Genomic DNA, 23,034 nt, shown 5'->3' on the forward strand with positions numbered 1-23,034 from the left:
ATTCAATACAGCATCAACTTTTCTCATGTGCCATTTCTTTATTAGCCTTCTAGAACAAATTACACCAAACATTCATTAAGCTGTTGCTGAACCTCGGCAGTATCTAAATGACGCCCGATAAATACTAACTGGTTTTTTGGAGAACTTGACCATTGTTCTGCATTCAAATCGTAGCGAGCACCACTTAGTTGGAAAATATGTCGTAAATCGCTATCACTGAACCACAAAATACCTTTGGCACGGAAGACATTTTGAGGCATTTTTTGAGTTAGAAATTGCTCAAACTTATGGACATTGAAAGGACGAGCGCTCTCGAATGATAATGAAACAAAACCATCGTTTTCAAGATGATGTGAGTGATGATCGTGGTCGTGGTGATGATGGTGATGTTCTTGATGTGCATCGTGAGTAAATGTCTCAATTGGTGTCATTCCTATACCGAGAATTAGTGGTAAAGGTACTTGCCCATATTGAGTTGGAATAATTCTTGCTCCTGCTTTAATGTTTCGGATGTAAGCTTGTACTTCTTCTAACTTCTGAGAAGACACAAGATCAACTTTATTAAGCAAAATCATATCACCATAGTAGATTTGCTTGAGTGCAGCTTCACTATTAAAGTGTTCTGGAGTAAAGGCTTCAGCATCTACTAATGTGAGGATTGAATCTAGATTCGTTAACTCGCGCAGTTCTGTACCAACAAATGTGAGAATAATTGGTAAAGGATCGGCAATGCCTGTAGTCTCAATCACTAAATAATCAATGCAATTTTCGCGCTCTAAAACTCGATAAACAGCATCAACTAATCCATCATTAATTGTGCAACAAATACAACCATTACTGAGTTCCACCATGTCTTCATCTAGTAACACCAAAAGTTGACTGTCAATATTGATATCACCAAATTCATTAACTAAAACAGCAACTTTCAAATCCTTTTTATTCGTTAAAATTTGATTTAACAAAGTTGTTTTACCACTTCCTAAAAAACCAGTAATAATTGTCACTGGCATTCCCCGCTTAGGAACATTTAAGTTAGATTCAGTTGTTTGTGTCATTAAACCTGTCATAGGCTTCCTCCTGTAATCTGGTTTTAATAATGATTATCATTTTAACCGGTGAGAGTTGTTTGAGAAGAATATCGCCTGTGGGCTAGTGTCCTTAATGCGGTAGTTAATGCTAGAAATGAGAACTGTTGTGTGTATTGGAAATGTATGATTGTTAATCCTACCCGTCATGGCTGGGAAATTATCTATCACCGCGCTCATGCGTTACTTGCAGCCCAAATTGGCGGACAATGGCAAAGAAAAAACGCTCCTATCAGACTATACGAGACGATCGCAGCAATTTCTCACCACGATGACTTAGAAAAAGAGTGGGAAGAAAAGAATCTCACTCCAGCAGGCGCACCCATGGACTTTACACTCGATCCGGAAACATCGTATGATGAATTACGCAAGCACTTAGAAAGAGCATTGTATCGCGGGCGTTGGGTTGCATTGCTTAATTCAATGCATATGAGTCGCTTGCAAGAAGGTAAGCGTTCAGAATCAGATGAGGCTGCTAGCTTCTTAGATGAGCAGCTAAAAAACCAACAGCATTGGTGTAAAGAATTAGGTATCTCTAAACAAGATGCAGATGATGCGTATGCATTTATGCAGTGGTGCGATCGCTTATCATTGATCCTTTGTCAAAGAGAACTTCCCGCCGATAATCGCGCATTAGAAATCAGTAAAGCACATGATGGACAGCGTTACGATATCATGCAGCTAGATGACGGCTTTGTGACAGTAATGCCGTGGTGCTTTGAGGATAAGCGTTTTACAGTTAATGTAGAAGCCTCCGATCTCGATCAAGTCAAGTTTGATGACAATGCTAGCTTGGTTAAAGCGTTAAAATCTGCGCCGCGTCGAATCATCGAGTGGACATTTGTCAAGTCGTAATAAGTTTCCTACGCCTTACTCATATCTTCGAGCAGAAGGTATCAATTTAACTGTATTTTTATATCAAAATAGTAGATAGCAAGAGGAACCAACATAAGTAAATTACTTTCTCTTGCTATTTTTTTTAGCATCTTATCGCTTTGACTTGAAGTACTAAGAGTACAATCCGATACTGCTCATGATCAGTAAGTGATTGAAAATAAGCGTAACTTAGAGGCTGTTGATAGTTGATAGCTCAACAATTCACGATTAACTATAAAAATGCAAATTCCAATTATTGATTTTCAGCCATTCACCGAAGGCGATTCAGCAACACGACAAGCTGTAGCACAACAGATTTATCAGGCTTGTCATGAAATTGGATTTATGTACCTCAAAAATCCAGGGATATCCCCGCAGCAAATTGCAGCTTTATTTGCTCAATCGCAGTCTTTTTTCAATCTCCCTTTAGAAGTCAAGCAGCAGTTAGCTTGGAGTGATGAGGTTAGTAATCGCGGTTATGTCGGAGTTGAAAGAGAACGCCTCGATCCTGATAAACCTGGAGATCTCAAAGAGGCATTCAATGTCGGTAAAGAAGTCAGTAGTCATGATACTGTTCCAAATATGATAGTTAACAAGTGGCTTCCTAACCAAGAAGATTTTCAAACAGAAGTACTTGCTTTTTGGGATACTTGTAGCAAAGTTGTAGAGGAAGTTTTGCAAGCATTTGCGATCGCCCTACAAGTACCAGAAGACTTTTTTGTCATAAAGCACAATCAGCAAAATCATACATTGCGACTACTGCATTATCCACCGATATCACAACTCCTAAAACCAGGACAAGTTCGTGCTGGGGCGCATTCTGACTATGGTAGTATTACACTTTTATTTCAAGATCAAGTCGAAGGATTAGAAGTCCAAACCAAAGATGGTGAATGGATTTTGGCACCAGCCATTCCTGGTACAGTTGTTGTCAATACAGGAGATTTGATGCAGCGGTGGACAAATCATGTTTTCTGTTCTACCAAGCATCGAGTCAAGATTCCAGTAGATGAACGAATAATGCGATCGCGTTACTCTGTTGCCTTTTTCTGTCATCCAAACTATGATGCGGAGATTGCTTGTCTTCCTAGTTGTAGTTTAGAAAATCCAGCAATTTATCCACCAATTTCTGCTGGAGAACATTTACTCAGTCGCCTGCAAGCAACTTATTAGGTATGCGCTTGAGGAGAATCAATAGACGCGATCGCTGCAAGATTTTTTGGCAGTTTTAACAACAGCAATAATAGTAACCCCTGCACCACCATTAAATTAGTGACAAGAAAGAAAGTTGCCTCTTCGATTGGCAATCCAAACAAGTCAAGCCCTGTCGTATACATTTCAGAAATTTGCCAAATACCGTTACCAATTGCAATTCGGTCAATTACCCATAAATACAATGTCGGAACAACAGTAGCAATGAACCAGATGCGCTGCATTGCTTGAAGTGTTGCTGCACCTATGACCCATTGCAGTGTTAATACAGGTGCAGACCATGCAAGAATGAGTCCTAAATATACCGTCGAGGGCGATCGTAGCATCAAAAATCCAGTGACACTTAGTGATACTCCAACTACAAGTAACAGCACTCGCAAAAATGAAGAAGTATTTTCTTGAATTGGCTCTTTGTAACGTGCTAGCAGCCAGTAAAGCCAAAGTCCTGTCAGAATACATTGCAGAATGAAAAATAAATATTCTTCAATTGGCACATAGCCGATTGTTCCTAAAACGCGATCACTGCCATAGTTCCACACTTTCCGCCAAACTAAATAGTTATCCCAAGGTGTTGTATAAACAAAGGCGACAATGGCAATTAAAGGTAATCCTAACCATGCCCTACGCCCGCCGACACCTGCAAGTGGTTGCGGCTGCTTCCATGCGAGAAAAAGAATCGGAGGAAGTACAAATAACAAATGAAATACAAAATAGCTCATAACTTTGGCGTAATTGAGTAATATGCAAGCAGCGCTTGCTAATCAAATAGTATGTACCATTGATTGAGTTGGGCTGTCACTATCTCTGGTGTTGTCAATACACTTGTGCTTGCCGCAGCAAAAGGATTAATGAATAAAAGCTGACATAAATCTATATTTCCTTGCGTTTAAAAAGTTCAAAATTCGATAAAATATATGGTCTAAGATCATTAGTTTAATAAAGACAAGCGATCGCTCTTTGGGAAGTTACCGCCTTTTTGGCAACAATGAAACACACCTTATCTGTTTTAGTCGAAGATGAAGCGGGAGTTTTGACCCGCATTGCTGGTTTATTTGCGCGTCGCGGCTTTAATATCGAAAGCCTCGCAGTTGGTCCTGCCGAGCAAAATGGCATTTCGCGAATTACAATGGTTGTCCCAGGTGATGACCGAGTAATTGAGCAGCTTACTAAACAACTCTACAAGCTCATTAATGTCCTCAAAGTACAGGATATTACGGAAACTCCGTGTGTCGAGCGCGAACTCATGCTGCTAAAAGTCAACGCCACAAGTTCTACACGCTCAGAAATTGTCGAGTTAGCCCAGATTTTTCGCGCCCGCGTTGTCGATGTTGCTGAAGACTCACTCACACTAGAAGTCGTCGGCGATCCTGGTAAAATGGTGGCGATCGTCCAGGTGTTGCAGAAGTTTGGTTTGCGCGAAGTGGCTCGGACTGGCAAAATTGCTTTAACTCGTGAATCTGGAGTGAACACAGAATTACTTAAATCTTTAGAAGCAGCAAAAGTTTAGCATTAATATTGCGATCAAACTGACTAGTGACACGGTTGAGCGGTGGTAAATAACTTTCTCATCTTATGAAATTGCTGATTCATCCCCTCCAACAGATCCCATCAGCGACGGTAAGTAACCTTGAACTTAGCGTCAATAAATCTCAATCGTCCGCTGCATTTGAATTGTTAACTTGTGCTGTGGAAGCAACTTGGTTGTCTCGCGTCACTCTGATCAAAAATCGTAACGCCTCATTAACTGCATCAGCACAAGGAAATATCTCTGCAACATCAGGTTCTAACCGCACAGTTACTCCACCAAAACCTTTCCTTCCAGGGCCTAACTTTCTCACTCGTAAGCTTTTCAAGTCATACTCTGTTCGTAGATCATCTTCCATCTCTGACTTATCCCTCCTCATAGGCTTCTTGCTCAGTTCGTGTCACTTCTCTAGCGCTGATGAGACAAATTGAATTTTTTCTTTCGGTATACGACACAATCAACAATCGCTCTCGACTTGATAGCCCAACGATGAGGTAACGCTCCTCAACTTCAGAATGGTCTGGATCGTAAAAGTCAATGTAGAGAGGATCGTCAAAAACAGTTTTTGCTTCCTCAAACGAGACTCCATGCTTTGATAGATTGCTGGCTGCCTTGCTGTTGTCCCACTCAAACTGCATAGGGTTATTGTATCACTGCCTTCGTTAGCTCTAGACCCAATGGGTTAGATACAGAACTGTGAAATATAACCCAACAATGCCAACTTTATCCAGTCCAGTAGCTATAAATCCATATTTCTGATCTCTTTGAGCAAAGTGAGCAACAAGCAGCAATCTTATATCTAAAGAATTTGCAGGCTAGTATTAGACTGCGCTACATCCAGTGATGAGGCAATAAATCGCTTAGCACTCTGTAGCTTGTGTCATCAACTATCACTCGTGTCTTTAGATTCTCTTTACTTACCTGCACCATTAACTCCCTGCACCTTCCACATGGCATCAGGATTTTTTTTAAATTCACTGCCACAATGTAATCAATCACGGTTTCACGGGCTTTGAGCATCTCGGCGATCGCTGCATGTTCAGCGCAAAACCCAATACCACACGCTAAATCTAAACATATACCTGTATAAATAGTGCCTGCGTTTGTCATTAATGCGCAACTTACAGTTCCTGCTGAGAACCCTTGTTTGGCAAGTTGAAATTCTCCAAGTACAGTTTTGGCTTTCTTGATTAGTTCTTGGTGCATCATCACCGATCGCTGAAATCTCAAAGCATTTCCCTACTGAATAATCTTAAGGTCTCCTAACCCTAGAAATCAGCAGTTGCAATCAAACACCATCCACGTTTGGGTACGTAACCCAACGTGCAGCTGCTTGCACGACTAGTTCGACTCTGCTTCACCAGAGGTTGCTTGCTGAATCTTTTGTTCTAAAGCATCCTTCCAACCTGGATCGCTTGGATTGATGGCGATGTGCGCCCTGAAGCTTTTGAGCGATCAACATAGACATAAAAGGCATTTACGTCTTCTCGATGAGCCAACACGTATCGACGTAACTCGTCAAGATTCATTGCGTCAAAATCGGCTTTTGTCATGGCTCATACCCTCCAGTTGGCTTGATTCAGTTAGCTTCAACAGCGTTGTTGGGCAGTATCTTGATTGAGAGTGCCATGTAATATGAATAGCGCGATCGCTTGCGCTATTGAAAGAAAAAATGTAGTGGCAAGTAATCCGAGTGAAACGGTTAGCCGGAAGGCATCGTCACCTTGTAAAAGGAAATATGAGTGAATACTGACAGTAATTATTCCCCCAGCCACAAGCAACCAAGAGAAAACAAAACCAGCAGCGCGACCTTGAGTTAGACATTGCTGACCGAATAGGATGAGCATAACTAGTGGAATGTTCAGCAGCAAGTTTAGTTGAATTCCTCCTGGCATCCCGAACAGATCCCACTCATGCCAATATGCAGCGTCAATCTGGTGCGTAATGAGGATGGTCGCATTTACAAGGTAAAGCCAAGAAAGTATAGTTTTGGTCGGTGTTGAACCTTGGGGTAACATACTGTTTTATAAAAGCAACGAATCTAATCTAGAGTTAAGCACTTACAGCTAGCAATTACCTCGCAGGTAATGCAGCCCAACAGCGAAGTTGAGCCACTGTAGATTGGCTTTGGTTCTTACCGATAACTTCAGTTCGGTTGGCTCCATCGCAGGGTTAACCCGTGGTCATTGACTACAACTACGAACTTCATCACCGAGGTGAATCTCAACTTGCTTTTGCTAAAGAGCGTACTGTTAAAATTTCATCAGCACTTAGGGAACTCACAGTAGAAATTGGTACAACAATCACTGTCAGAGATTCGCCAACCGCATTGAAGACTTCTAGTACACAACCCTCTTCGCCACCACTCGGATGCGGCACAAAGTCAATTAGCGTTGCAATATCTCCCGCTTTTAGCTCATATTCTGGTAAGTCACGAGTTAAGGTGACTTCTTGATATAGCTCTAATGTCATATTAAGTCTCCTTGCGAGGTTTGAGTGTCACGAACTGAAACTTTCCATCAATCTGTCGTTGTAGCCAAATTGTCACAACTGCTAAAGTAATACCGTTGACACCAGTTAATTGCCCTGAAACTTGATAGAAGGTTCCATACTCATTGCTTCTATCTTCAATAGTCTCTCCTGTTGCTACAAGTGACTGAATTGCTTCTCTCAATGCTTTTGGGTTATCCTGCGTAAACCCAGCCTGCGCCAAAAATTTTGACTTGTCACTCCTAGTTTTGTGGACAAGTAGGTAACGGGTTATTTTATCCTCTGGAATGATTGCATCTTCAGGAATTCTCACACCAAAATCTCTATACCGTTTTGATGTCGTGATGTCGAGCCAACACAAAAGCCAGGGTTGTACCCATAGTATTGCTTCACCGACGGTTCGCCAACTACTACGCTACTAATCACCCCATGAAATACTGATAATTTAGGTAGATGAGATACCTTGCCTGCTTCTTATCGTCACTCGCTACCACTGACTAAGACAATTTTACCCATTGTCGATCCAGCTTCGAGGACTTGATGTGCTGTTGCTGCCTGTTCTAGCAGAAAAATTTTGTTGAGGTGAATTTTGAGCTTTCCTTCATCAAACCATTGCCGACACTGATTTAGGATCTCCGCTTGATGTTGCTGCGCTTCAACTAGCCCCTGTAGCATAGGAGTGAGCATTAATTCATAGCTAATGCGGAGATTGCGATTTCTAGCAACTTTCCAATTAGTTTGAGCATCTGGTTCTAGGATTGTCACAAGATCTCCGTACACGCGCACCGCTGCGAAAGTCTTCGCAAAAGTTTCGCCACCAACTGTATCAAAAGCCAAATCTACGCCTTCTCCACCTGTCCAATCGAGCGCGGCTTGCACAAAATCTTGTTCTTTATAATTGATTGCAAGATCAGCACCCAGTTGATGTACCAGTGCGGCTTTTTCATGCGAACTTACAGTTGTGCAAACAGTAGCACCATGCAATTTAGCCAATTGAATTGCTACATGACCGACACCACCAGCCCCAGCGTGAATTAGAACTTTTTGCCCTGGCTGAAGTCGTCCGCGATCGCATAAAGCTTCCCAAGCAGTAATTAAAACTAAAGGTGCAGCCGCCGCAGCAACAAAAGACAGCGAACTTGGTTTAGGGGCGACAAAACGTTCATCGACTACCACCCACTGCGCGTAGTTCCCTTGCTTACCACCAAGTCCACCCTGACAAAAATAAACTTCATCCCCGACATGAAACCGCTGGACACGAGAGCCAACGGCTTCGACGATTCCCGCACCATCACAGCCTAAAATTGCTGGCATTTGATCGGGATAAAATGTACCCCGCCGCCGTAATTTTGTATCAATGGGGTTAATACCTGCAGCTTGGATGCGTACAAGAATTTCTGTGTCATTTTCAATGCTAGGAGTTGAGACTTCCTGTAGTTGCAGAACCTCTGGATTTCCTGGTGCAGTCATTAAGACAGCTTTCATCTTTAGAGTTTTGAGTTTTGAGTTTTGTTAGCGTAGCGGTGCCTTAGCACGTTTTGAGTTAACTCTACTTTAAATTCAAAGTTCATGATTGATGAAGTTGCACAGAGGTAAACACATGTGCTGATCTTATTTAATAGATATCCTGCGTGAAGAGAGTTGCAAATGAATTCGCAGCTAAATCAACAAAGTCCACGGAGGTGGACTTTGCTTGGATAGCCCCGAAGGGAGTCGTAGGGCATCTGTGATTCATCCAGGAGGTCTAATGTCTTGTCTCCACAGTACTTAAGCGTTTAACCTTTGTCCAGTCCCTCTCTAAGGACTTAGAGTGCAAAGCCGTGCGCGGGATGACTCGTAACACTTCTTCTATAGTAGTTAAACCACTGGTGACTTTAGCGATCGCAGCCGTGCGGAAAGAAGCAAAGCTGGTTTCCTGAAGATAATGACGTAGCTGAGTAATTGTTCCCTCGTAGATAATTTCTCGCACAACATCATCGATATCTAGTAACTCGACAATCGCTTCTCGTCCTAAGTATCCTGAATTAAAACAAGCACTACAGCCTTTACCCTTGCGCCATTGTGTTGCATTCGCTTGGCTCAAATCAATGCCCAAAACACGTAAATCAGCTTCGGTTGGAGTATAAGGTTCACCACAATGCGGACACACTCGCCGGACTAAGCGTTGTGCCACAATTCCTAATAAAGCATCACTAAGTAGCGCAGGATCAGGTCCAATATCTTTTAAACGCGGAATGACACCGATCGCATCATTAGTATGCAGTGTCGTAAATACCAAGTGACCTGTTAGTGCTGCACGGACTGCAGTTTCTGCGGTTTCATGGTCGCGGATTTCTCCTACCATGATAATATCTGGGTCTTGCCGCAAAATCGCCCGTAAACCAGCCGCAAATGTCATTCCTGCAGCTTCATTAACTTGAGTTTGCGTAATCCGAGGTAAGACGTACTCTACCGGATCTTCTACTGTCACCACATTGACGTTTTCTTTTGCGACACTTTGCAAACTTGTATACAGCGTACTTGTTTTGCCTGAACCTGTGGGACCAGTGAGAATAATCATTCCCTGGGGCTGTTGCAACCAGTTTTTGTAGAGCGATAAGGTTTCTGGAGCAAAGCCTAAGTTATCAATATCAGAAAATGGGTTTTCACGCGGTAGTAAACGAATTACAGCCTTTTCGCCGTTGACACAAGGAAGCGTACTTACGCGCATATCCATACCCATATCAGCAGCATTTGCTGTCGAATATTTCTCCTCGATCCGTCCATCTTGAGGGCGGCGGCTTTCAGAAATATCCATATTAGACATCACTTTCAAAGCAACAATCACGCGACGACTCTGTTCTGGTGGTAGCGTTGTAATATCACGCAGTACGCCATCAATGCGGTAGCGCACGCGCAATCCTTCGGCAGTTGGTTCGAGATGGATGTCACTAGCACGGTTGCGTAACGCACCCGAAAGTAATGTTTTGAGTCGTTCAATTTGGTCAGCTGCCCGCGATAAATTAATCTGTGTCGTCTCTGAGATATTTTCCTGTTCTTGCTCGCCGGTAAGAGGGTTAACTAATGGTGAGGCATTGATGCGATTATTATTCAGATTTTGGGTATGAAACCAGGTACGATAGCTTTTGTCAGAAATTGGAATAATTTTAATTTCGCTACCTGTACGTTTTGTAATTAGCGCGATCGCATCAGTAGTAATATTGACTGGACTACCAAGATAATAACAACCCCGCCATAGCAATAACGGAATAGTTGGTGGTAACGAAGTTTTATCAGGAAAGTGACGTAAGAACCTATAGCTAACATCTTTATCTAGTAGTTCATAGTTGATATTTCCTTGTTCATCTACCAAGAGTTTCAGTGCTTCGTCGCAAGTAATTTCTTGATTCTTTAATCTTTGCCAAGTTGAAGTAATACTAGGTAAAGTCTGCATTTTTATATGTATAAATATAGATACTTTGTAAATGTTTAAACTAAGTTTAAAAGAGGCAAATAGAGTCACTAAAAACTAGATTAGGCATTTTACTTGCCCATATTCTAACTTTCATGAATCAAGCGAAAATCCACAATAAATCTAGCGCTGTTTGCTCAAAAGTCCAAGCGAAGTTTCACTGATAGCCTATAACCAGCTTTGGAAAACTAATAGATATTCTCGGTGAATTTACAGGGAGTTGCCTTTAAAAATACTTTTTAAGAATCGCAGTTTTACACTTGACACTATTGCAGTAAGAATACAGCGATCGCCTGAAAAAACTCCCTAAAATAAAAAGATTTGGAGCTATAGTAACCCCAAACCTTTTAGTAACAATTGAATAAAGTTTACATTGTGAGAGATTGCGGATTTGTCTCAATCAATTTAGCTAAATCTTGTAAAAAGGCAGCAGCATGAGTACCGTAGATAATCCGGTGGTCGCAGGTTATATTGACTTGCATCTGTTGCCGAACACCGAACATACCATCGATTGCAACTACTTGCGATCGTGCAGCACCAACTGCGAGAATCGCACCTTGACCAGGGGGCAAAATTGCATCAAAGCGATCTACACCAAACATTCCTAAATTAGACAGCGTAAAAGTACCGCTATTGTATTCTTCAGGTTGTAATTGTTTTAGACGAGCGCGATCAACCAGTGATTTCCAATGACGGGATAACGAATAGATATCAATTTGATCGGCATTTTGCAGTACTGGCGTGATTAATCCTCCATCATCCATAGCAACAGCAACAGCAATATTAATCGCACTACGATATTGAATACCTTGCTCTGAGTAGCTGGCATTTACCAGAGGATGTTTTTGCAAAGTAACTGCAACAGCTTTTGCTAAAAGTGCAGTCATCGTGACGCCCTTAGACTTGATCTGTTTGTACAGCTTGTCTAGCTCATTGGTAGTCATCGTATAGCCTACGTGGAAAGTAGGTACTTGTAAACTCGCTACCATGTTCCGCACCACAGCATTTTGCAGCGTATTCAAAGGTACAACTTGACCAGATGCAGCGGTAGCTACTGGGGCTGGGGCTGGAGTCGGCGCAGGCGCACTTTTAACTGTTGGTGTTGGTGCTACAGGAGCCTTAGTTTGAGGTGATGTCGGTTGTGTACCTGCTGCTGCTTCGATGTCTTGTGCCACAATTCGACCATGAGGACCACTACCTTGCAGGTGACTCACATCGACTTTGAGTTCCTTAGCGAGTTTCCGCGCCCGTGGAGATACCATCACTCGTCCAGCACGATGTTCAGCACCGTTTTGGGAAGATCCAGCAGTGTCATCAGCAGTTGCAACAGTGGTGGTAACATCTGCGACTTGTCCTGGAGAAGTTGTCGCCTCAGTTTTAGTTGGTGTCGTAGCGCCAGATTGAGCTTGTTGTTTAACTGTTTCAATTTCGGCTTCGGTTTCAGCTAAAAGTGCGATCGCCGAACCTACAGGAGCAGTATCTCCTGATTCTACTAAAATTGTTGCAACATAACCCTCATAGAATGACTCGACATCCATATCAGCTTTGTCAGATTCGACAATCACCACTGTTTCGCCTTTTTCCACTTTGTCACCAGGCGATTTGACCCAAGAGACTATTTTCCCTTCAGTCATAGTCGAGCTAAGCGCGGGCATAAATATTTCGTGAATCATGAAGCGAGATCCTGAGAAGAGAAAGTAAAGATTAGTTTAAATTAGAGGTCGGAGGTCGGAGGTCAGAGGGTAGGAGGGTAGGAGGGTAGTAGGGAAAAATAGCAATTAAATCTCTTAATCTCGCCAACTCGCCAACTCTACAACACTCCCACACTTCCTCACTGCTCACCCCTCACTCCTACTCCCTCATTAAATATCACCGCGAATTTCTTGGACAACTCCATCACGGAGTAAGATTTCTACTTGCAATTTGCCAATTAGGTTGTCGCCGATTGTGGTGCTAAAAATGCCTTCAATTTGAAATTGGTTGACTTCCTGTTCAAGTTCGAGTAGCTGCACTTGTTGCAGATTTTGCAAGCTTTGATTTTTCTGTTCAAGGAGTTCGCTTTTTTGCTGATTCACTTGCAACTGAATATTTTCAATTTGTTGCAGTGTTTGAGGACCAGGAGGCTGTAAACTCTGCTTTTGAATTTCTGCGATCGCCCGCTGTCCCTGCATTTCCAACTGTTGCAACTGGGTGTCTACAGTATTGATTTGGGCTTGCAGTTGTTGCTGTACTTCTTCTTTCCAGCGGGGAGTCACAACAGCTTTAACATTAACGGCGCGTTTTAGGAGTAACTGTGGTTTGGATGCATCCATAGGATTTTGGCGATCGCGATTATATATTTAAAGTAAAATTAGGCAAACATCTTGTTAATGATATCGCGATAATGTTCTGTCACAACCGGACGTTTGATTTTGAAGCTTTGGGTCATCATGCCATTTTCCATTGAAAATGGTTCCGAAATCAACTCAAATGAACCAATTCGGTCATCTGGGCGATAACCTGGGCGATTTTTGACTTCCCGATTCAGTTCTTGGCGGAATAAGTTCTGGATTGTTTTACTATTTAAGTCAAGTTCTGTATCGATATTCTGACTAGCAGCCCATTGTTGTAAAGCTTCGAGATTAGGAACAATTAAAGCACCGAGAGATTTTTGATCTTGTCCAACGAGCATGATTTGATCGATATAAGGCGATCGCAAACACGCATCTTCAATCGGTTGTGGTTCAATATTCTCGCCATTCGTCAACACTATGGTATCTTTGGCTCTTCCTGTAATCACTAAATCATCCTCTGGCGTTACCCAACCGAGATCGCCTGTATCAAACCAGCCTTCGGAATCAATTGCTTTCGCTGTGGCTTCGGGATTTTGATAATAACCTTGCATAATTTGAGGTCCCCGCACCATCACTAACCCTCGTTCTCCTTGGGGTAGAGGTTGACGAGTTTCCGGATCGACAATACGCACTTGTGTCCCTGGTAATGGTTGTCCTGATGCGCCTCGTAAGTTCCGCCATTGGCGACGCGCATTTGTCACAGGGGAGGTTTCTGTCAATCCGTACCCTACTAGCACTTCAACACCAATAATTTCAAAAAAGTTTTCGAGGTGCATTGCTAAGGAACCGCCACCACTGATGACTTGCTTGAGTTGTCCGCCGGTTGCTTCACGAACTTTCTGATAAACTATCTTCTCACCCAAAGAATGAATTGGAGACAATGCAGTTGCTTGCACAGAAGCACTGAGACGTTCTGACATACTAGGATTTAAAGAATTTAAGCTTAACCCATGGACAATTCTACGAGCTTCGACAAACTGCTGACTCTTACTGAGGAAAAAGTCAATTAATCGCTGCTTGTTAGCTGGTTGTTCGCGAAACTGTTTTTTGACTCCTTCATAAATTGATTCCCATAGTCGGGGTACGCCAACCATGTAATTTGGCTTGAATTCGCGAATGTCTTTTTTAACTTGACGGATATTGGTATAGATTTGAGTGCATCCTTGAGAAAGCAAGAAATATTCGCCAGTGCGTTCGTAGACGTGCCAGGTTGGTAAAATGCTGAGGACGCGATCGCCCGCTTGTGGCTGCACAATAGCTCCTAGGGTTTCAACTTGATGCAACAAGTTACCATGTGTAAGCATGACACCCTTGGGTTTACCTGTCGTGCCAGAAGTGTACATCAGTGTTGCCAACGTTTCCCGATTTTGTTGCACTGGCTGTAACGGTTGATTTTCACCCAATGACATAAATTGCGGAAAGTTCAGCACTTTTAACGATGCATCAGCTTCTGGGGCTTCATCTGAGAGTAAAACGATAACTGAAATTGGGAGAGTAGCTAAATCAGCACGGAGTTTTTGTAGTGTCTGCTGATTTTCGACAACTAAGGCGATACTGCCACTATTTTCTAAAATAAATAATAATTCCTGCCGCTCGGCTTGAGAACTCCGGACAACGTTTGCCGCTCCTGATGCAATAATTCCTTGATCGGCAATAAACCAACGTGGGCTATTATCAGCAATTAAAGCGATGCGAGGAGGTACGCCGTTTTGTCCCTCTCCAACTTGTAAAGCTTGTAAAGCTGCTGCAAACTGCTGAATTTGTTGATACAACTGCGTATATGTAATAACAGTCTCTGGCACAGCGTGAGGATCTTGCAGTGCAACTGTGTTGCCAAATCGCTGTTGTGCTAATTGCCAGATTTCTGGCAAAGATTGTACCGAAGAGTAATCTATTAAACGCTTCAAGCAATAGCGTTCTTGTTCCGTAAAATTGTAAGACATATTCGATGCAGGGCGGTTCATTAACGTATCCTCAATCGCCAGATCAATCTGCTACTTTTACAAATTACTCTGCTATCGCCATAATTTACACAAATTGTAAAGAGATTACAAGATGCTTAAGTAATCGAAAAAAATTGCGATCGCCTTGCATAAATTGCAAAATACGTTAGTAAATGAAATACATAGTACTTCTTAAAAATTGAAAATGACAAGCATGATTTATCTGATTGATATATCAACTAATTACTATTGCTATGTACTTTTTATTGCTAAATATAAATAAAAGTGAAGTTTTAACTACTTGTTATTTTGATTTGGAATTCACAATGCGATCGCAAAACTAGCTTCCCAAGAGTCCAATTATTTACAAAACTTAAATTCAGGTTAGCTTATATCAACTAAAAGAAATTCAAAAGTAGCGATATCATCTGTTGTTTACTTTTTGCTGCAAACTAAAGAAATAAGAAAACCGTTAGTGCGCAACGCTTAATCTTTACATTTGCAACGAGGTATCAAGGCATGAATTTTATCGATTGTGCATTACTTACAGTGTTGAATACCGCAGTATGCATTGCTTTACCTAGGTTGCTTTCAGCAGCACAGACTCCCAAAGCTAAGCGCGATCGCGAAACACCTCCAACGGAGATTTGTACTGCACAAGCTGTAACAGTGAAAGTACATAGCTTTTCTTAACTGGATTTCAGATTATTCTCTGCGCCAAACACTGCGCACAAGGCGAATCTCATCATAAAGATATTCTCCTCCTAAGTAGTCGCGAATTTGACTAAGGGGTTTATCTCCAAGAATCTGCAAAGCTTGCCGAATTTTCTCTTGATGAGGCAAGGGAACCAAGCAATTTAAATCTACAGGTTGATTTTTCTCTAATAAGTCAGCAAGATGACGCACGATTGTCGTACGACGTAAGTTGCGTTGTTGGGCAATTTCTTCAATGCTTAATCCCTGTTGATGTAACTGCAAAGTCAGTCGTTCAGTTTCTGTAGGTAAGGTATTAGATACCTCTTTCTGTACTGGCGATTCTTGGCAATAAGCTTGAATTTCGGCTAAAAACTCAGCACCATAACGGGCAAGTTTATGACTACCCACGCCAGAAAGCTGAGCAAATTCAGTTAATGTTTTTGGCTGCTGCGTTGCCATGAGTTTAAGTGTAGAATCGGCAAAAATGACATAAGGAGGAACAGATTGTTCGTCTGCTAACTGTTTGCGTAAGTTGCGTAACCGTTGAAATAGCAACTCTATTTCTGCGACTGCAGAAGTATCTTGAGATTCGGTAGTGGATGCAGGTGTAGTAGCAGTCATTGCAACAAACACAGAACGTTGTCGTCGCATAACTTCCCAACTAAAAGCATTTAGCTTTAAAACAGAATAGCCATCGCTAGTTTGTGCAAGCAAACCTTGATGGAGAAGCGATCGCCCTAACATTCGCCAATCATCAACGCTGCGATCTTTGCCAATACCGTAGGTAGAAAGATTTTGGTGTCCGTTTTGGAGAATCTTTTGATTTTTGGCTCCGCGCAAGACATCGATAATGTAACTCATGCCAAATCTTTCTTTGCACCGCGCAACACAAGAAAGAAACTTCATGGCTTCAATTGTCCAATCTTGCGTTGGTTTGGGGTAACAGCAGTTATCGCAGTTGTTGCACCCTCCTGTAAATCTTTCTCCAAAATAGGCTAGTTGAATTGTGCGACGGCAATCTGTTCCTTCGGCATAATCAATGACTTGACGCAGTTGTTGTTTGGCAATTCGCTGTTCTTGAGGATCGGGTTTTTGCGAGATGAGATACTCAATTGTCTTAATATCACCATAGTTAAGAAACAGCGTACACTTTGCAGATTCTCCATCACGTCCTGCACGTCCTGATTCTTGATAATAGCTTTCTAAGTTGCGTGGTAAGTCGTAGTGAATCACAAACCGTACATCAGGTTTATTGATACCCATGCCAAAAGCGATCGTTGCAACCATGACTTGCACGTCATCGCGAATAAATCTCGTTTGATGATCAGTGCGATCGCGATCGCTCAAACCAGCATGATAAGGTAAAGCTGGAATACCATCGTTTTTGAGTTTGAAGGCAATTTCATCTACTCGACGACGACTCAAACAGTAGATAATTCCTGAACCGGATTGTTGACGAATCAGTTGTAGTAATTGCTGATAGCTTTGTTTTTGCTTCGGCTGAACTTCGTAGAACAGATTTTGGCGGTTGAAGCTGGCAAGATGAATACTAGGTTGAATTAAACCCAACTGTTGAATGATATCTTGGCGTACGCGATCTGTTGCTGTGGCTGTAAGTGCTATGGTAGGTACGCCAGAAAAGCGTTGGCGCAGTTGTTTGAGTTGTCGATATTCTGGGCGAAAGTCGTGTCCCCATTCAGAAACACAATGCGCTTCATCAATTGCAAATGCTGAAATGCCAATTTGGTGATGAATTAAATTAAGTAGTGGGAGAAACTTTTCACTGAGTAAGCGTTCGGGTGCGATGTAGAGCAGTTTCACTTTACCACTGAGAATTGCTTGTTCGCGCGATCGCACTTGATATCCACTCAAGCTGCTATTGATGAACGTTGCGCCAATACCGTTATCTTGCAGTGCTTGTACCTGATCTTGCATCAAAGCAATTAAGGGAGACACAACGACAGTTAAACCTTTTTTTAAAAGTGCTGGTAGCTGAAAACACAGCGATTTACCCCCACCAGTAGGCATGACAACAAGTAAATCTCGATTTTGCAGCGCTTGTTCTACGATATGTTGTTGTCCTGGGCGAAAGCTGTCGTAGCCGAAATAATGTTTTAACGCACTTTCTAAAGATGACAATTGAGGCATAGTAAATGTAGTCAAGGCTGCTATTTGTATTTTCGCCGCATAATAATGGTTAGATCCATCTCTTAATCAAAGAATCATATGCCGAAAGCAATCTGGAATGGGGCTGTTTTAGCCAAAAGCGATCGCACTGAAGTTGTTGAAGGCAATCACTATTTTCCGCCTGACAGCATCAACAAAGAATATTTTAAAGACTCTTCTACTCACACAAGTTGTCCTTGGAAAGGTTTAGCAAGTTACTACAGCATTGAAGTTGATGGACAAGTCAATAAAGATGCTGCGTGGTATTATCCTGATGCCAAGGAGAAAGCAAAGAACATCGAAGGCTATATTGCCTTTTGGCGCGGCGTTAAAGTCGAATCTTAGTATCTAAGCTGTGGGGTAGGTATCTTGCCTGCCCATTAAGACTGCATTCTATTGTGATTGTTGGAGTGTTTTCACAATTTCTGATAAAGTTTCTTCAACTGAACGCGGTTGCCAACCTAATTGTTGACGGGCTTTGGTTGCATCAACACGGACACAGCGATCGTAAATGTAGTGAACGCGTTCGCGACTTAAAGGTGGTTGCCATTTTAATACACGCCCGATGGGATCGAGAATATTTCCTGCTAGCTGAACAACAGATTTTGGTGCTTCTTTAGGAACAGATATTCCGGTTTGTTGACTCAGAAACTCAAACATTTCCCGCGTAGAAAGTTCTCCAGCCGAAATAATATAGTGTTCTCCTGGAATACCTTTTTCAGCAGCTAGCAGCATCGCATCAACTAAGTCATCAACATGAACAATTCCTGTAATGCGATCGCCTCCTGCCCATAGCTTTAAGCGACCTTTGAGAAATTGCTGCAACACTGGACCAAAATGCGGATCGTCTGCACCAAAAATTCCTGATGGTAAAATGCTAACTACAGAAAGACCTTGAGAGGCAAATTTATCGACTATTTGCTGTGCTTCGTATTTTGTGCGATCGTATGCGGAGGAAAAATCAGTTTGTCGGCGTTGAAATGTCTCATCAATCGCTTCACCTTTGGTATCGCCAAAAATACCAATCGTACTGCAATAAACAATTTTTGGTACCCCTGATGCTTGGGCAACTTCCATCACTGCGCGGGTTCCTTCAACATTAACGCGCTGCATTTTGTTGTCATCAACTAACCCTAGTTCAACATAGGCAGCAGTATGAAATACCGTATCAACACCTTGCATTGCACTTTGCAAAGCTGTGCGATCAGTAATGTCACCGTAGACTAGTTGCAACTTAGAATCGGCTAAACGGGATAAGTTACTTGACTTACGTACTAAACCCACAACTTGTGCGCCACGTTGTTCTAAAGCTTGAACTAAGTGAGAACCAGTAAAGCCATTGCTTCCTGTGACAAGTGCCTTCATAGGGCTTTTTCGTAAATACGATACGTTTTATATATTTTGCCACCTGCAGCTTCAATCAGTTTACGCGATGGGTAGTTGTCTTCGTACACCCAAGATAATTCCGCACGTTTATAAGGTTTTCCTTTTTGAATTCCTCCTTGCATTCCCAAATAAATTAAAGCCAAAGGTACCATTTTCAAACGATACTCTGGCAGCGAGCAAATTGTAATCACTCGCCCTTGATCAATTTGACGACGATACCACAGGAACTTAAGAATGCCCAACCAGTTTAATTTACCGTTGACGTGCTTCAAGGGAATGTTGTAATCAGGTAAACCCATGAAAAAGCCGATCATCTCGCCGTTATATTCTGCGATTGGGAACACATCAGGATCGACAATGCTTTGTAACTCTTTGGCTTCTTCCAGGAATTCGGCTTCGCTGCGGGGTGTAGAACTCCAGCTATGCGCAAACGCACGAGTGAATATGTGATAGATGGCGATCGCATCTTTCTCAAAACCTTCTCCCTTGGTTCTAAGCGGACGAAAATTAACACCGGACTTACAAGCAACGCGATGCGCTTTTTCAAACTCTTTAGGCAAAGGTTTATCTAAGGGAAAATCATATGCGTATGCATCTTTTGCTTTGTGCCATCCATCACGTTCAATAAACTCTGGGTAGTATGGCGGATTATATGGCATCATCACTAAAGGTGGCGAGTCGAAGCCATCGACTAAAAAGAAGCAACGGTTATGCGTCGATAAATCAATAGGTCCTCTAACTCTTGTCATACCTTGCTCCCGCAACCACTCACTTGCTGATGTTAGTAGTGCCTGAGCCACTTCAAAATCTGGAACGCATTCAAAATAACCAATTAACCCAATACTTTCACCTTCGCGTTCAATCAAGCGCTGATTGACTGCGGCGACAATTCTACCTAAAGGTTGAGGGTTTTCTGTGTCTTGGGATAGGGCAACAAACTGTTGCAGTTTTCCATACTGAGAGAAAGGATAATCGGAAGTAAATTCCTTCGCAATACTACTGCGAATTGGTGGTATCCAATACCGATTGTTGGCATATATCTTTGCTGGCACATCCAAAAAGGTTTCTCTATCTTCTGGAGTTGTTACAGCACGAACCTGAAAATTTATTGATTTTGTAAGCACTTTGATTTCACCTAGCAATGAGCAGGTCAACAGCCAAAAATATTAAGCACTGAGCGTTGGTTTATAGAATAGATCTCTGGTAGCTACCATACCTGCAACTAAGCGATCCATCTCCTCACGCGAATGCAAAGCATTGACAGTGATTCGCAAACGGGGTTTAGCAATAAACCAGATTGGAGATACCCATAGCCCATAGTTATGCATCAATTGCCGAGCAAAGATTTTCGGATTGATTTCAGATTGTAAGATAACAGGAACAACATTTGTTTCACCGAGCGCCACAAAATCATGCTCTGTAAGACGCGATCGCAAATATTGCGTATTGTCTTGCAGTTTCTGCACCAATTCAGGGCGTTGGCGTACTTGGCGAAGACTTTCTAATGCTGCAGCTGTTAAGGGTGGTGAGAGTGAAATTGTGCCAATTGACGTTGGCGACACGTTCAGGAGTGGTTTTAACTCAGCAACATGAGTGCTAATTGCGGCTCCTGCTGAGGCAGCAAATTTAGAGAAAGTCGTCATAATTAGTGGGACTACGCCGCGTTCAATTGCCTGCGAGGGTAAAATACCAAAATGCTCATAAATCCCACGTCCTGTAGCTCCTAATGCACCGCTAGCATGAGCTTCATCCATTAATAGGACACTCCCTTCATAGTGGTGGAGCACGTTGAGCATATCAGGTAGTGGGGCAATATCGCCATCCATTGAGAATACTGCATCAGAGACGACTAGAATGCGATCGCCTGGTCGAGCATAGCGCTGTAACTTACGCCGCAAGTCCTCCATATCGCAATGACGGTAAGCTTTGACGCGCACTTGCGGGCTGTGACTAAACACTTTCCCTGAACGAGTCCCTGCATTGACAACGGCAGAAACAATACAGCCATGATTCAGCACATCGGTGAGAATTAGCGTTTCACGGGTGTTTTGAAATCCTGGTACTGGAATTGCGAGGTGACAAAATGCATCCATCATTGCTTGCATTGCCATCCACGCATTAAGAAATAACTGTGTATGCGGTAAATGCTTGAATGCAGATATTTCTTCTTCTAACTGTTGATGTAACGTGATGCGCCCACTTAAAACTGATGTAGAACTATTTGATGTGCCATACTGAAGGATTGCATCAATCGCAGCTTGTTTAACCGCCTCGCATTGTACGAGTCCTAAAACGTCATTTGTACAGAAAGTAAGAACTGTTTGTCTCTCACCTGTGTCTGCATCAGAAATCTCAACAAGATTACCTTGCTTATGATGACAAATGTACTCGTCGGGATCGAGTCCGCTTTCGTACCACCGCTGAACGTATTCTTTAATAACTTGCACTAATCTACTCCCCTCACCTTTATCCCAGATAGCTTATCCTGTTTGAGTTAAGAAAATATTGCCTTTGGTTAGGTAGTTAACGCTATCCAGGTTTAAAAAACCGTAGCATAGGACAAAAAATAATAGTTTTTATGAATAAATTGTTAAGAACCGTTAGTAAGATTGGTAATTGATTCTTTCTCCTGACGTTGTAGGGACGATTGTATAGATTTTTGCATAAATTGTTCATATTGCCGGATAATTAGTCGTTGAATAGCAATAATTGCTGGATTAATTTCTACATATCTGCGTTGAGGATTCACGAGATAGTTACGTTGCTCGCTTTCGATCATTTCAATGTCTTGCGCCAGAAACTTAGATAATACAAAGCGCTGAAGTAGAGGTATTAGTAATGGTTTGACAGGGTCTAGTACCCATTGTGGGAGGCGGACTTTGAAAAAGAATAGAGCAAATGAGCGACTTTCATTGCGATCTATCGGTAAGCGCATCAAGTACAAAGAAGAGACTCCTTGGAGTGAAGTGGCATAGTGTGGATAGCGATACTCTACTGTAATGGGCAACGTAGTTACAGTATCGGCGCGATCGCTTAAACCAAGAAACTTTGCCATGTGTCCTTTGTAGGAAACGTTGTATTCAGCGCGAACGGAAGTTTCAGTTTCTTTAAGACTAATTAAAACTGGATCGAACCAGCCTTGTAATCCCTGATGCAAAAATCCATGAAACACATCCATCGTGTTTTCGTTGCAGATAGAAAAATGTGCTTGAAAATGAGCAGAAATTGGGACTACTAACCACTCATTTTCGGAAAACTCTGGAATATGGGGAATTTGACAAGATGCAGCCAGCTTTGGTTCCCCAGGAAAAATCCAAATTAAATTATATTTTTCTTGAATGGGATAACTGCGAACGATTGCACGCGGTAACTTTTGTTTTTCTGGTAAGTAAGGAATTTTTACACAACTTCCTTCACCATCAAATTCCCAGCCGTGGTAAGCGCAAGCAAGGTTACAGCCGTGGACTTTACCTTTGTGTAAAGCAATGCCTTTGTGCGGACAAAAATCTTCTAGTGCATGCAGTTGACCGTTGATATCGCGGTAAATGGCGATCGCCTGCTGCCAGATGACGACAGATATAATTTCTCCAGGCTTGAGTTGATTTGCCCAACCTACCGCATACCAGTGATTCGGGTTAATTCCTACCTCACGGACAGCATTTTGCACAGTGTGGCTTGTGAGTGTTGTCGCCAGTTCCATAGACGAGTGCTGTTGGCTGTGTATGTGACAATATTTAGCCTCTCGCTGACTGAAAGTCAATCAGTTTTGGATTATTTACAACATTGCTGGAAAAACAACTCAACTTATTCATAAGGCGTGACTTCTAAAGATTCGATTGATTGTTAAGATTTCAATGAAATACAAAACGCG

At 42.3% G+C, this 23,034-nt stretch carries 24 protein-coding genes; 5 read left to right on the forward strand and 19 right to left on the reverse strand.

Going from position 1 to position 23,034, the window contains the following annotated elements:
• Window positions 1-59: 59 nt before the first annotated feature.
• The gene (locus tag IQ230_RS04570) at window positions 60-1,067 is read right to left on the reverse strand and encodes a CobW family GTP-binding protein (RefSeq protein ID WP_193930881.1); all 1,008 of its coding nucleotides are present in this window, start codon (window positions 1,065-1,067) and stop codon (window positions 60-62) included.
• A gap of 144 nt (window positions 1,068-1,211) precedes the next feature.
• Between IQ230_RS04570 and IQ230_RS04575 the strand changes: the two genes are divergently transcribed.
• Window positions 1,212-1,940, forward strand: a complete 729-nt coding sequence (locus IQ230_RS04575; protein ID WP_193930882.1) for a DUF3891 family protein — start codon at window positions 1,212-1,214, stop codon at window positions 1,938-1,940.
• Window positions 1,941-2,201: 261 nt separating this feature from the next.
• On the forward strand, window positions 2,202-3,134 hold the full coding sequence (locus IQ230_RS04580; RefSeq protein WP_193930883.1) for an isopenicillin N synthase family dioxygenase: 933 nt from the start codon (window positions 2,202-2,204) through the stop codon (window positions 3,132-3,134).
• Here the strand turns inward: IQ230_RS04580 and IQ230_RS04585 are convergent.
• A complete protein-coding gene (locus tag IQ230_RS04585; protein WP_193930884.1) occupies window positions 3,131-3,892 on the reverse strand; it encodes a lycopene cyclase domain-containing protein in 762 nt (253 codons plus the stop codon). The two genes, IQ230_RS04580 and IQ230_RS04585, sit on opposite strands and share 4 nt — an antisense overlap.
• Before the next feature lie 266 nt (window positions 3,893-4,158).
• Between IQ230_RS04585 and ilvN the strand changes: the two genes are divergently transcribed.
• Entirely contained in the window at window positions 4,159-4,680 is a 522-nt protein-coding gene (gene ilvN / locus IQ230_RS04590; RefSeq protein WP_099702841.1) for an acetolactate synthase small subunit, read from the forward strand.
• Window positions 4,681-4,822: 142 nt separating this feature from the next.
• On the opposite strand, the gene IQ230_RS04595 is transcribed toward ilvN, so the two are convergent.
• From IQ230_RS04595 to IQ230_RS04650, 12 genes are all read right to left on the reverse strand, one after another.
• The gene (locus IQ230_RS04595) at window positions 4,823-5,077 is read right to left on the reverse strand and encodes a hypothetical protein (RefSeq protein ID WP_193930885.1); all 255 of its coding nucleotides are present in this window, start codon (window positions 5,075-5,077) and stop codon (window positions 4,823-4,825) included.
• Window positions 5,064-5,336 carry a BrnT family toxin gene (locus IQ230_RS04600; RefSeq protein ID WP_193930886.1) on the reverse strand — a complete coding sequence of 91 codons (273 nt, stop codon included), beginning with the start codon at window positions 5,334-5,336 and terminating at the stop codon, window positions 5,064-5,066. Before IQ230_RS04600 ends, IQ230_RS04595 begins: the two co-directional genes overlap by 14 nt.
• Before the next feature lie 193 nt (window positions 5,337-5,529).
• Window positions 5,530-5,928, reverse strand: a complete 399-nt coding sequence (locus IQ230_RS04605; RefSeq protein WP_228054583.1) for a cytidine deaminase family protein — start codon at window positions 5,926-5,928, stop codon at window positions 5,530-5,532.
• Window positions 5,929-6,086: 158 nt separating this feature from the next.
• Window positions 6,087-6,251 (reverse strand): DUF6887 family protein, encoded by a 165-nt coding sequence (locus tag IQ230_RS04610; RefSeq protein WP_228054584.1) that lies wholly within the window; start codon window positions 6,249-6,251, stop codon window positions 6,087-6,089.
• A gap of 36 nt (window positions 6,252-6,287) precedes the next feature.
• A complete protein-coding gene (locus IQ230_RS04615) occupies window positions 6,288-6,716 on the reverse strand; it encodes a DUF6713 family protein (RefSeq protein ID WP_193930887.1) in 429 nt (142 codons plus the stop codon).
• A 205-nt stretch (window positions 6,717-6,921) separates the two neighbouring features.
• A complete protein-coding gene (locus IQ230_RS04620) occupies window positions 6,922-7,170 on the reverse strand; it encodes a DUF4926 domain-containing protein (RefSeq protein WP_193930888.1) in 249 nt (82 codons plus the stop codon).
• A gap of 1 nt (window position 7,171) precedes the next feature.
• Window positions 7,172-7,501 carry a DUF6883 domain-containing protein gene (locus IQ230_RS04625; protein WP_193930889.1) on the reverse strand — a complete coding sequence of 110 codons (330 nt, stop codon included), beginning with the start codon at window positions 7,499-7,501 and terminating at the stop codon, window positions 7,172-7,174.
• 167 nt (window positions 7,502-7,668) lie between these two features.
• Window positions 7,669-8,673 carry a zinc-dependent alcohol dehydrogenase family protein gene (locus IQ230_RS04630; RefSeq protein ID WP_193930890.1) on the reverse strand — a complete coding sequence of 335 codons (1,005 nt, stop codon included), beginning with the start codon at window positions 8,671-8,673 and terminating at the stop codon, window positions 7,669-7,671.
• A gap of 259 nt (window positions 8,674-8,932) precedes the next feature.
• Entirely contained in the window at window positions 8,933-10,621 is a 1,689-nt protein-coding gene (locus tag IQ230_RS04635) for a GspE/PulE family protein (RefSeq protein WP_193930891.1), read from the reverse strand.
• Window positions 10,622-11,007: 386 nt separating this feature from the next.
• Window positions 11,008-12,312 (reverse strand): dihydrolipoamide acetyltransferase family protein, encoded by a 1,305-nt coding sequence (locus tag IQ230_RS04640; protein ID WP_193930892.1) that lies wholly within the window; start codon window positions 12,310-12,312, stop codon window positions 11,008-11,010.
• A 189-nt stretch (window positions 12,313-12,501) separates the two neighbouring features.
• A complete protein-coding gene (locus IQ230_RS04645; RefSeq protein WP_099702849.1) occupies window positions 12,502-12,951 on the reverse strand; it encodes a YlqD family protein in 450 nt (149 codons plus the stop codon).
• Between the two features lie 38 nt (window positions 12,952-12,989).
• Window positions 12,990-14,879, reverse strand: coding sequence for an AMP-dependent synthetase/ligase (locus IQ230_RS04650; protein ID WP_228054593.1), 1,890 nt, complete (start codon window positions 14,877-14,879; stop codon window positions 12,990-12,992).
• A gap of 555 nt (window positions 14,880-15,434) precedes the next feature.
• On the opposite strand from IQ230_RS04650, the gene IQ230_RS04655 reads away from it, so the two are divergent.
• Window positions 15,435-15,608, forward strand: coding sequence for a hypothetical protein (locus tag IQ230_RS04655; RefSeq protein WP_193930894.1), 174 nt, complete (start codon window positions 15,435-15,437; stop codon window positions 15,606-15,608).
• 12 nt (window positions 15,609-15,620) lie between these two features.
• On the opposite strand, the gene recQ is transcribed toward IQ230_RS04655, so the two are convergent.
• Window positions 15,621-17,759 (reverse strand): DNA helicase RecQ, encoded by a 2,139-nt coding sequence (gene recQ / locus IQ230_RS04660; protein ID WP_193930895.1) that lies wholly within the window; start codon window positions 17,757-17,759, stop codon window positions 15,621-15,623.
• 78 nt (window positions 17,760-17,837) lie between these two features.
• On the opposite strand from recQ, the gene IQ230_RS04665 reads away from it, so the two are divergent.
• Window positions 17,838-18,122 carry a DUF427 domain-containing protein gene (locus IQ230_RS04665; RefSeq protein WP_193930896.1) on the forward strand — a complete coding sequence of 95 codons (285 nt, stop codon included), beginning with the start codon at window positions 17,838-17,840 and terminating at the stop codon, window positions 18,120-18,122.
• 48 nt (window positions 18,123-18,170) lie between these two features.
• Here the strand turns inward: IQ230_RS04665 and IQ230_RS04670 are convergent, their stop codons facing one another.
• The 4 genes from IQ230_RS04670 to IQ230_RS04685 form a co-directional block, all read right to left on the reverse strand.
• Window positions 18,171-19,142, reverse strand: a complete 972-nt coding sequence (locus IQ230_RS04670) for an NAD-dependent epimerase/dehydratase family protein (protein WP_193930897.1) — start codon at window positions 19,140-19,142, stop codon at window positions 18,171-18,173.
• Window positions 19,139-20,287, reverse strand: a complete 1,149-nt coding sequence (locus IQ230_RS04675; protein WP_193930898.1) for a hypothetical protein — start codon at window positions 20,285-20,287, stop codon at window positions 19,139-19,141. The genes IQ230_RS04670 and IQ230_RS04675 overlap by 4 nt, the downstream gene beginning before the upstream one ends.
• A 42-nt stretch (window positions 20,288-20,329) precedes the next feature.
• Window positions 20,330-21,610 (reverse strand): aminotransferase class I/II-fold pyridoxal phosphate-dependent enzyme, encoded by a 1,281-nt coding sequence (locus tag IQ230_RS04680; RefSeq protein WP_193930899.1) that lies wholly within the window; start codon window positions 21,608-21,610, stop codon window positions 20,330-20,332.
• Between the two features lie 143 nt (window positions 21,611-21,753).
• The gene (locus IQ230_RS04685) at window positions 21,754-22,863 is read right to left on the reverse strand and encodes an aromatic ring-hydroxylating dioxygenase subunit alpha (protein WP_193930900.1); all 1,110 of its coding nucleotides are present in this window, start codon (window positions 22,861-22,863) and stop codon (window positions 21,754-21,756) included.
• Between the last annotated feature and the right edge of the window lie 171 nt (window positions 22,864-23,034).

This window comes from Gloeocapsopsis crepidinum LEGE 06123 (assembly GCF_015207655.1).
GTDB lineage: Bacteria > Cyanobacteriota > Cyanobacteriia > Cyanobacteriales > Chroococcidiopsidaceae > Gloeocapsopsis > Gloeocapsopsis crepidinum.

Coding starts and splice junctions, on each gene's coding strand:
- IQ230_RS04570 (WP_193930881.1), bottom strand. CDS start 1,067: ATGACAGGTTTAATGACACAAACAACTGAATCTAACTTAAATGTTCCT.
- IQ230_RS04575 (WP_193930882.1), top strand. CDS start 1,212: ATGATTGTTAATCCTACCCGTCATGGCTGGGAAATTATCTATCACCGC.
- IQ230_RS04580 (WP_193930883.1), top strand. CDS start 2,202: ATGCAAATTCCAATTATTGATTTTCAGCCATTCACCGAAGGCGATTCA.
- IQ230_RS04585 (WP_193930884.1), bottom strand. CDS start 3,892: ATGAGCTATTTTGTATTTCATTTGTTATTTGTACTTCCTCCGATTCTT.
- ilvN (WP_099702841.1), top strand. CDS start 4,159: ATGAAACACACCTTATCTGTTTTAGTCGAAGATGAAGCGGGAGTTTTG.
- IQ230_RS04595 (WP_193930885.1), bottom strand. CDS start 5,077: ATGAGGAGGGATAAGTCAGAGATGGAAGATGATCTACGAACAGAGTAT.
- IQ230_RS04600 (WP_193930886.1), bottom strand. CDS start 5,336: ATGCAGTTTGAGTGGGACAACAGCAAGGCAGCCAGCAATCTATCAAAG.
- IQ230_RS04610 (WP_228054584.1), bottom strand. CDS start 6,251: ATGACAAAAGCCGATTTTGACGCAATGAATCTTGACGAGTTACGTCGA.
- IQ230_RS04615 (WP_193930887.1), bottom strand. CDS start 6,716: ATGTTACCCCAAGGTTCAACACCGACCAAAACTATACTTTCTTGGCTT.
- IQ230_RS04620 (WP_193930888.1), bottom strand. CDS start 7,170: ATGACATTAGAGCTATATCAAGAAGTCACCTTAACTCGTGACTTACCA.
- IQ230_RS04630 (WP_193930890.1), bottom strand. CDS start 8,673: ATGAAAGCTGTCTTAATGACTGCACCAGGAAATCCAGAGGTTCTGCAA.
- IQ230_RS04635 (WP_193930891.1), bottom strand. CDS start 10,621: ATGCAGACTTTACCTAGTATTACTTCAACTTGGCAAAGATTAAAGAAT.
- IQ230_RS04640 (WP_193930892.1), bottom strand. CDS start 12,312: ATGATTCACGAAATATTTATGCCCGCGCTTAGCTCGACTATGACTGAA.
- IQ230_RS04645 (WP_099702849.1), bottom strand. CDS start 12,951: ATGGATGCATCCAAACCACAGTTACTCCTAAAACGCGCCGTTAATGTT.
- IQ230_RS04655 (WP_193930894.1), top strand. CDS start 15,435: ATGAATTTTATCGATTGTGCATTACTTACAGTGTTGAATACCGCAGTA.
- recQ (WP_193930895.1), bottom strand. CDS start 17,759: ATGCCTCAATTGTCATCTTTAGAAAGTGCGTTAAAACATTATTTCGGC.
- IQ230_RS04665 (WP_193930896.1), top strand. CDS start 17,838: ATGCCGAAAGCAATCTGGAATGGGGCTGTTTTAGCCAAAAGCGATCGC.
- IQ230_RS04670 (WP_193930897.1), bottom strand. CDS start 19,142: ATGAAGGCACTTGTCACAGGAAGCAATGGCTTTACTGGTTCTCACTTA.
- IQ230_RS04685 (WP_193930900.1), bottom strand. CDS start 22,863: ATGGAACTGGCGACAACACTCACAAGCCACACTGTGCAAAATGCTGTC.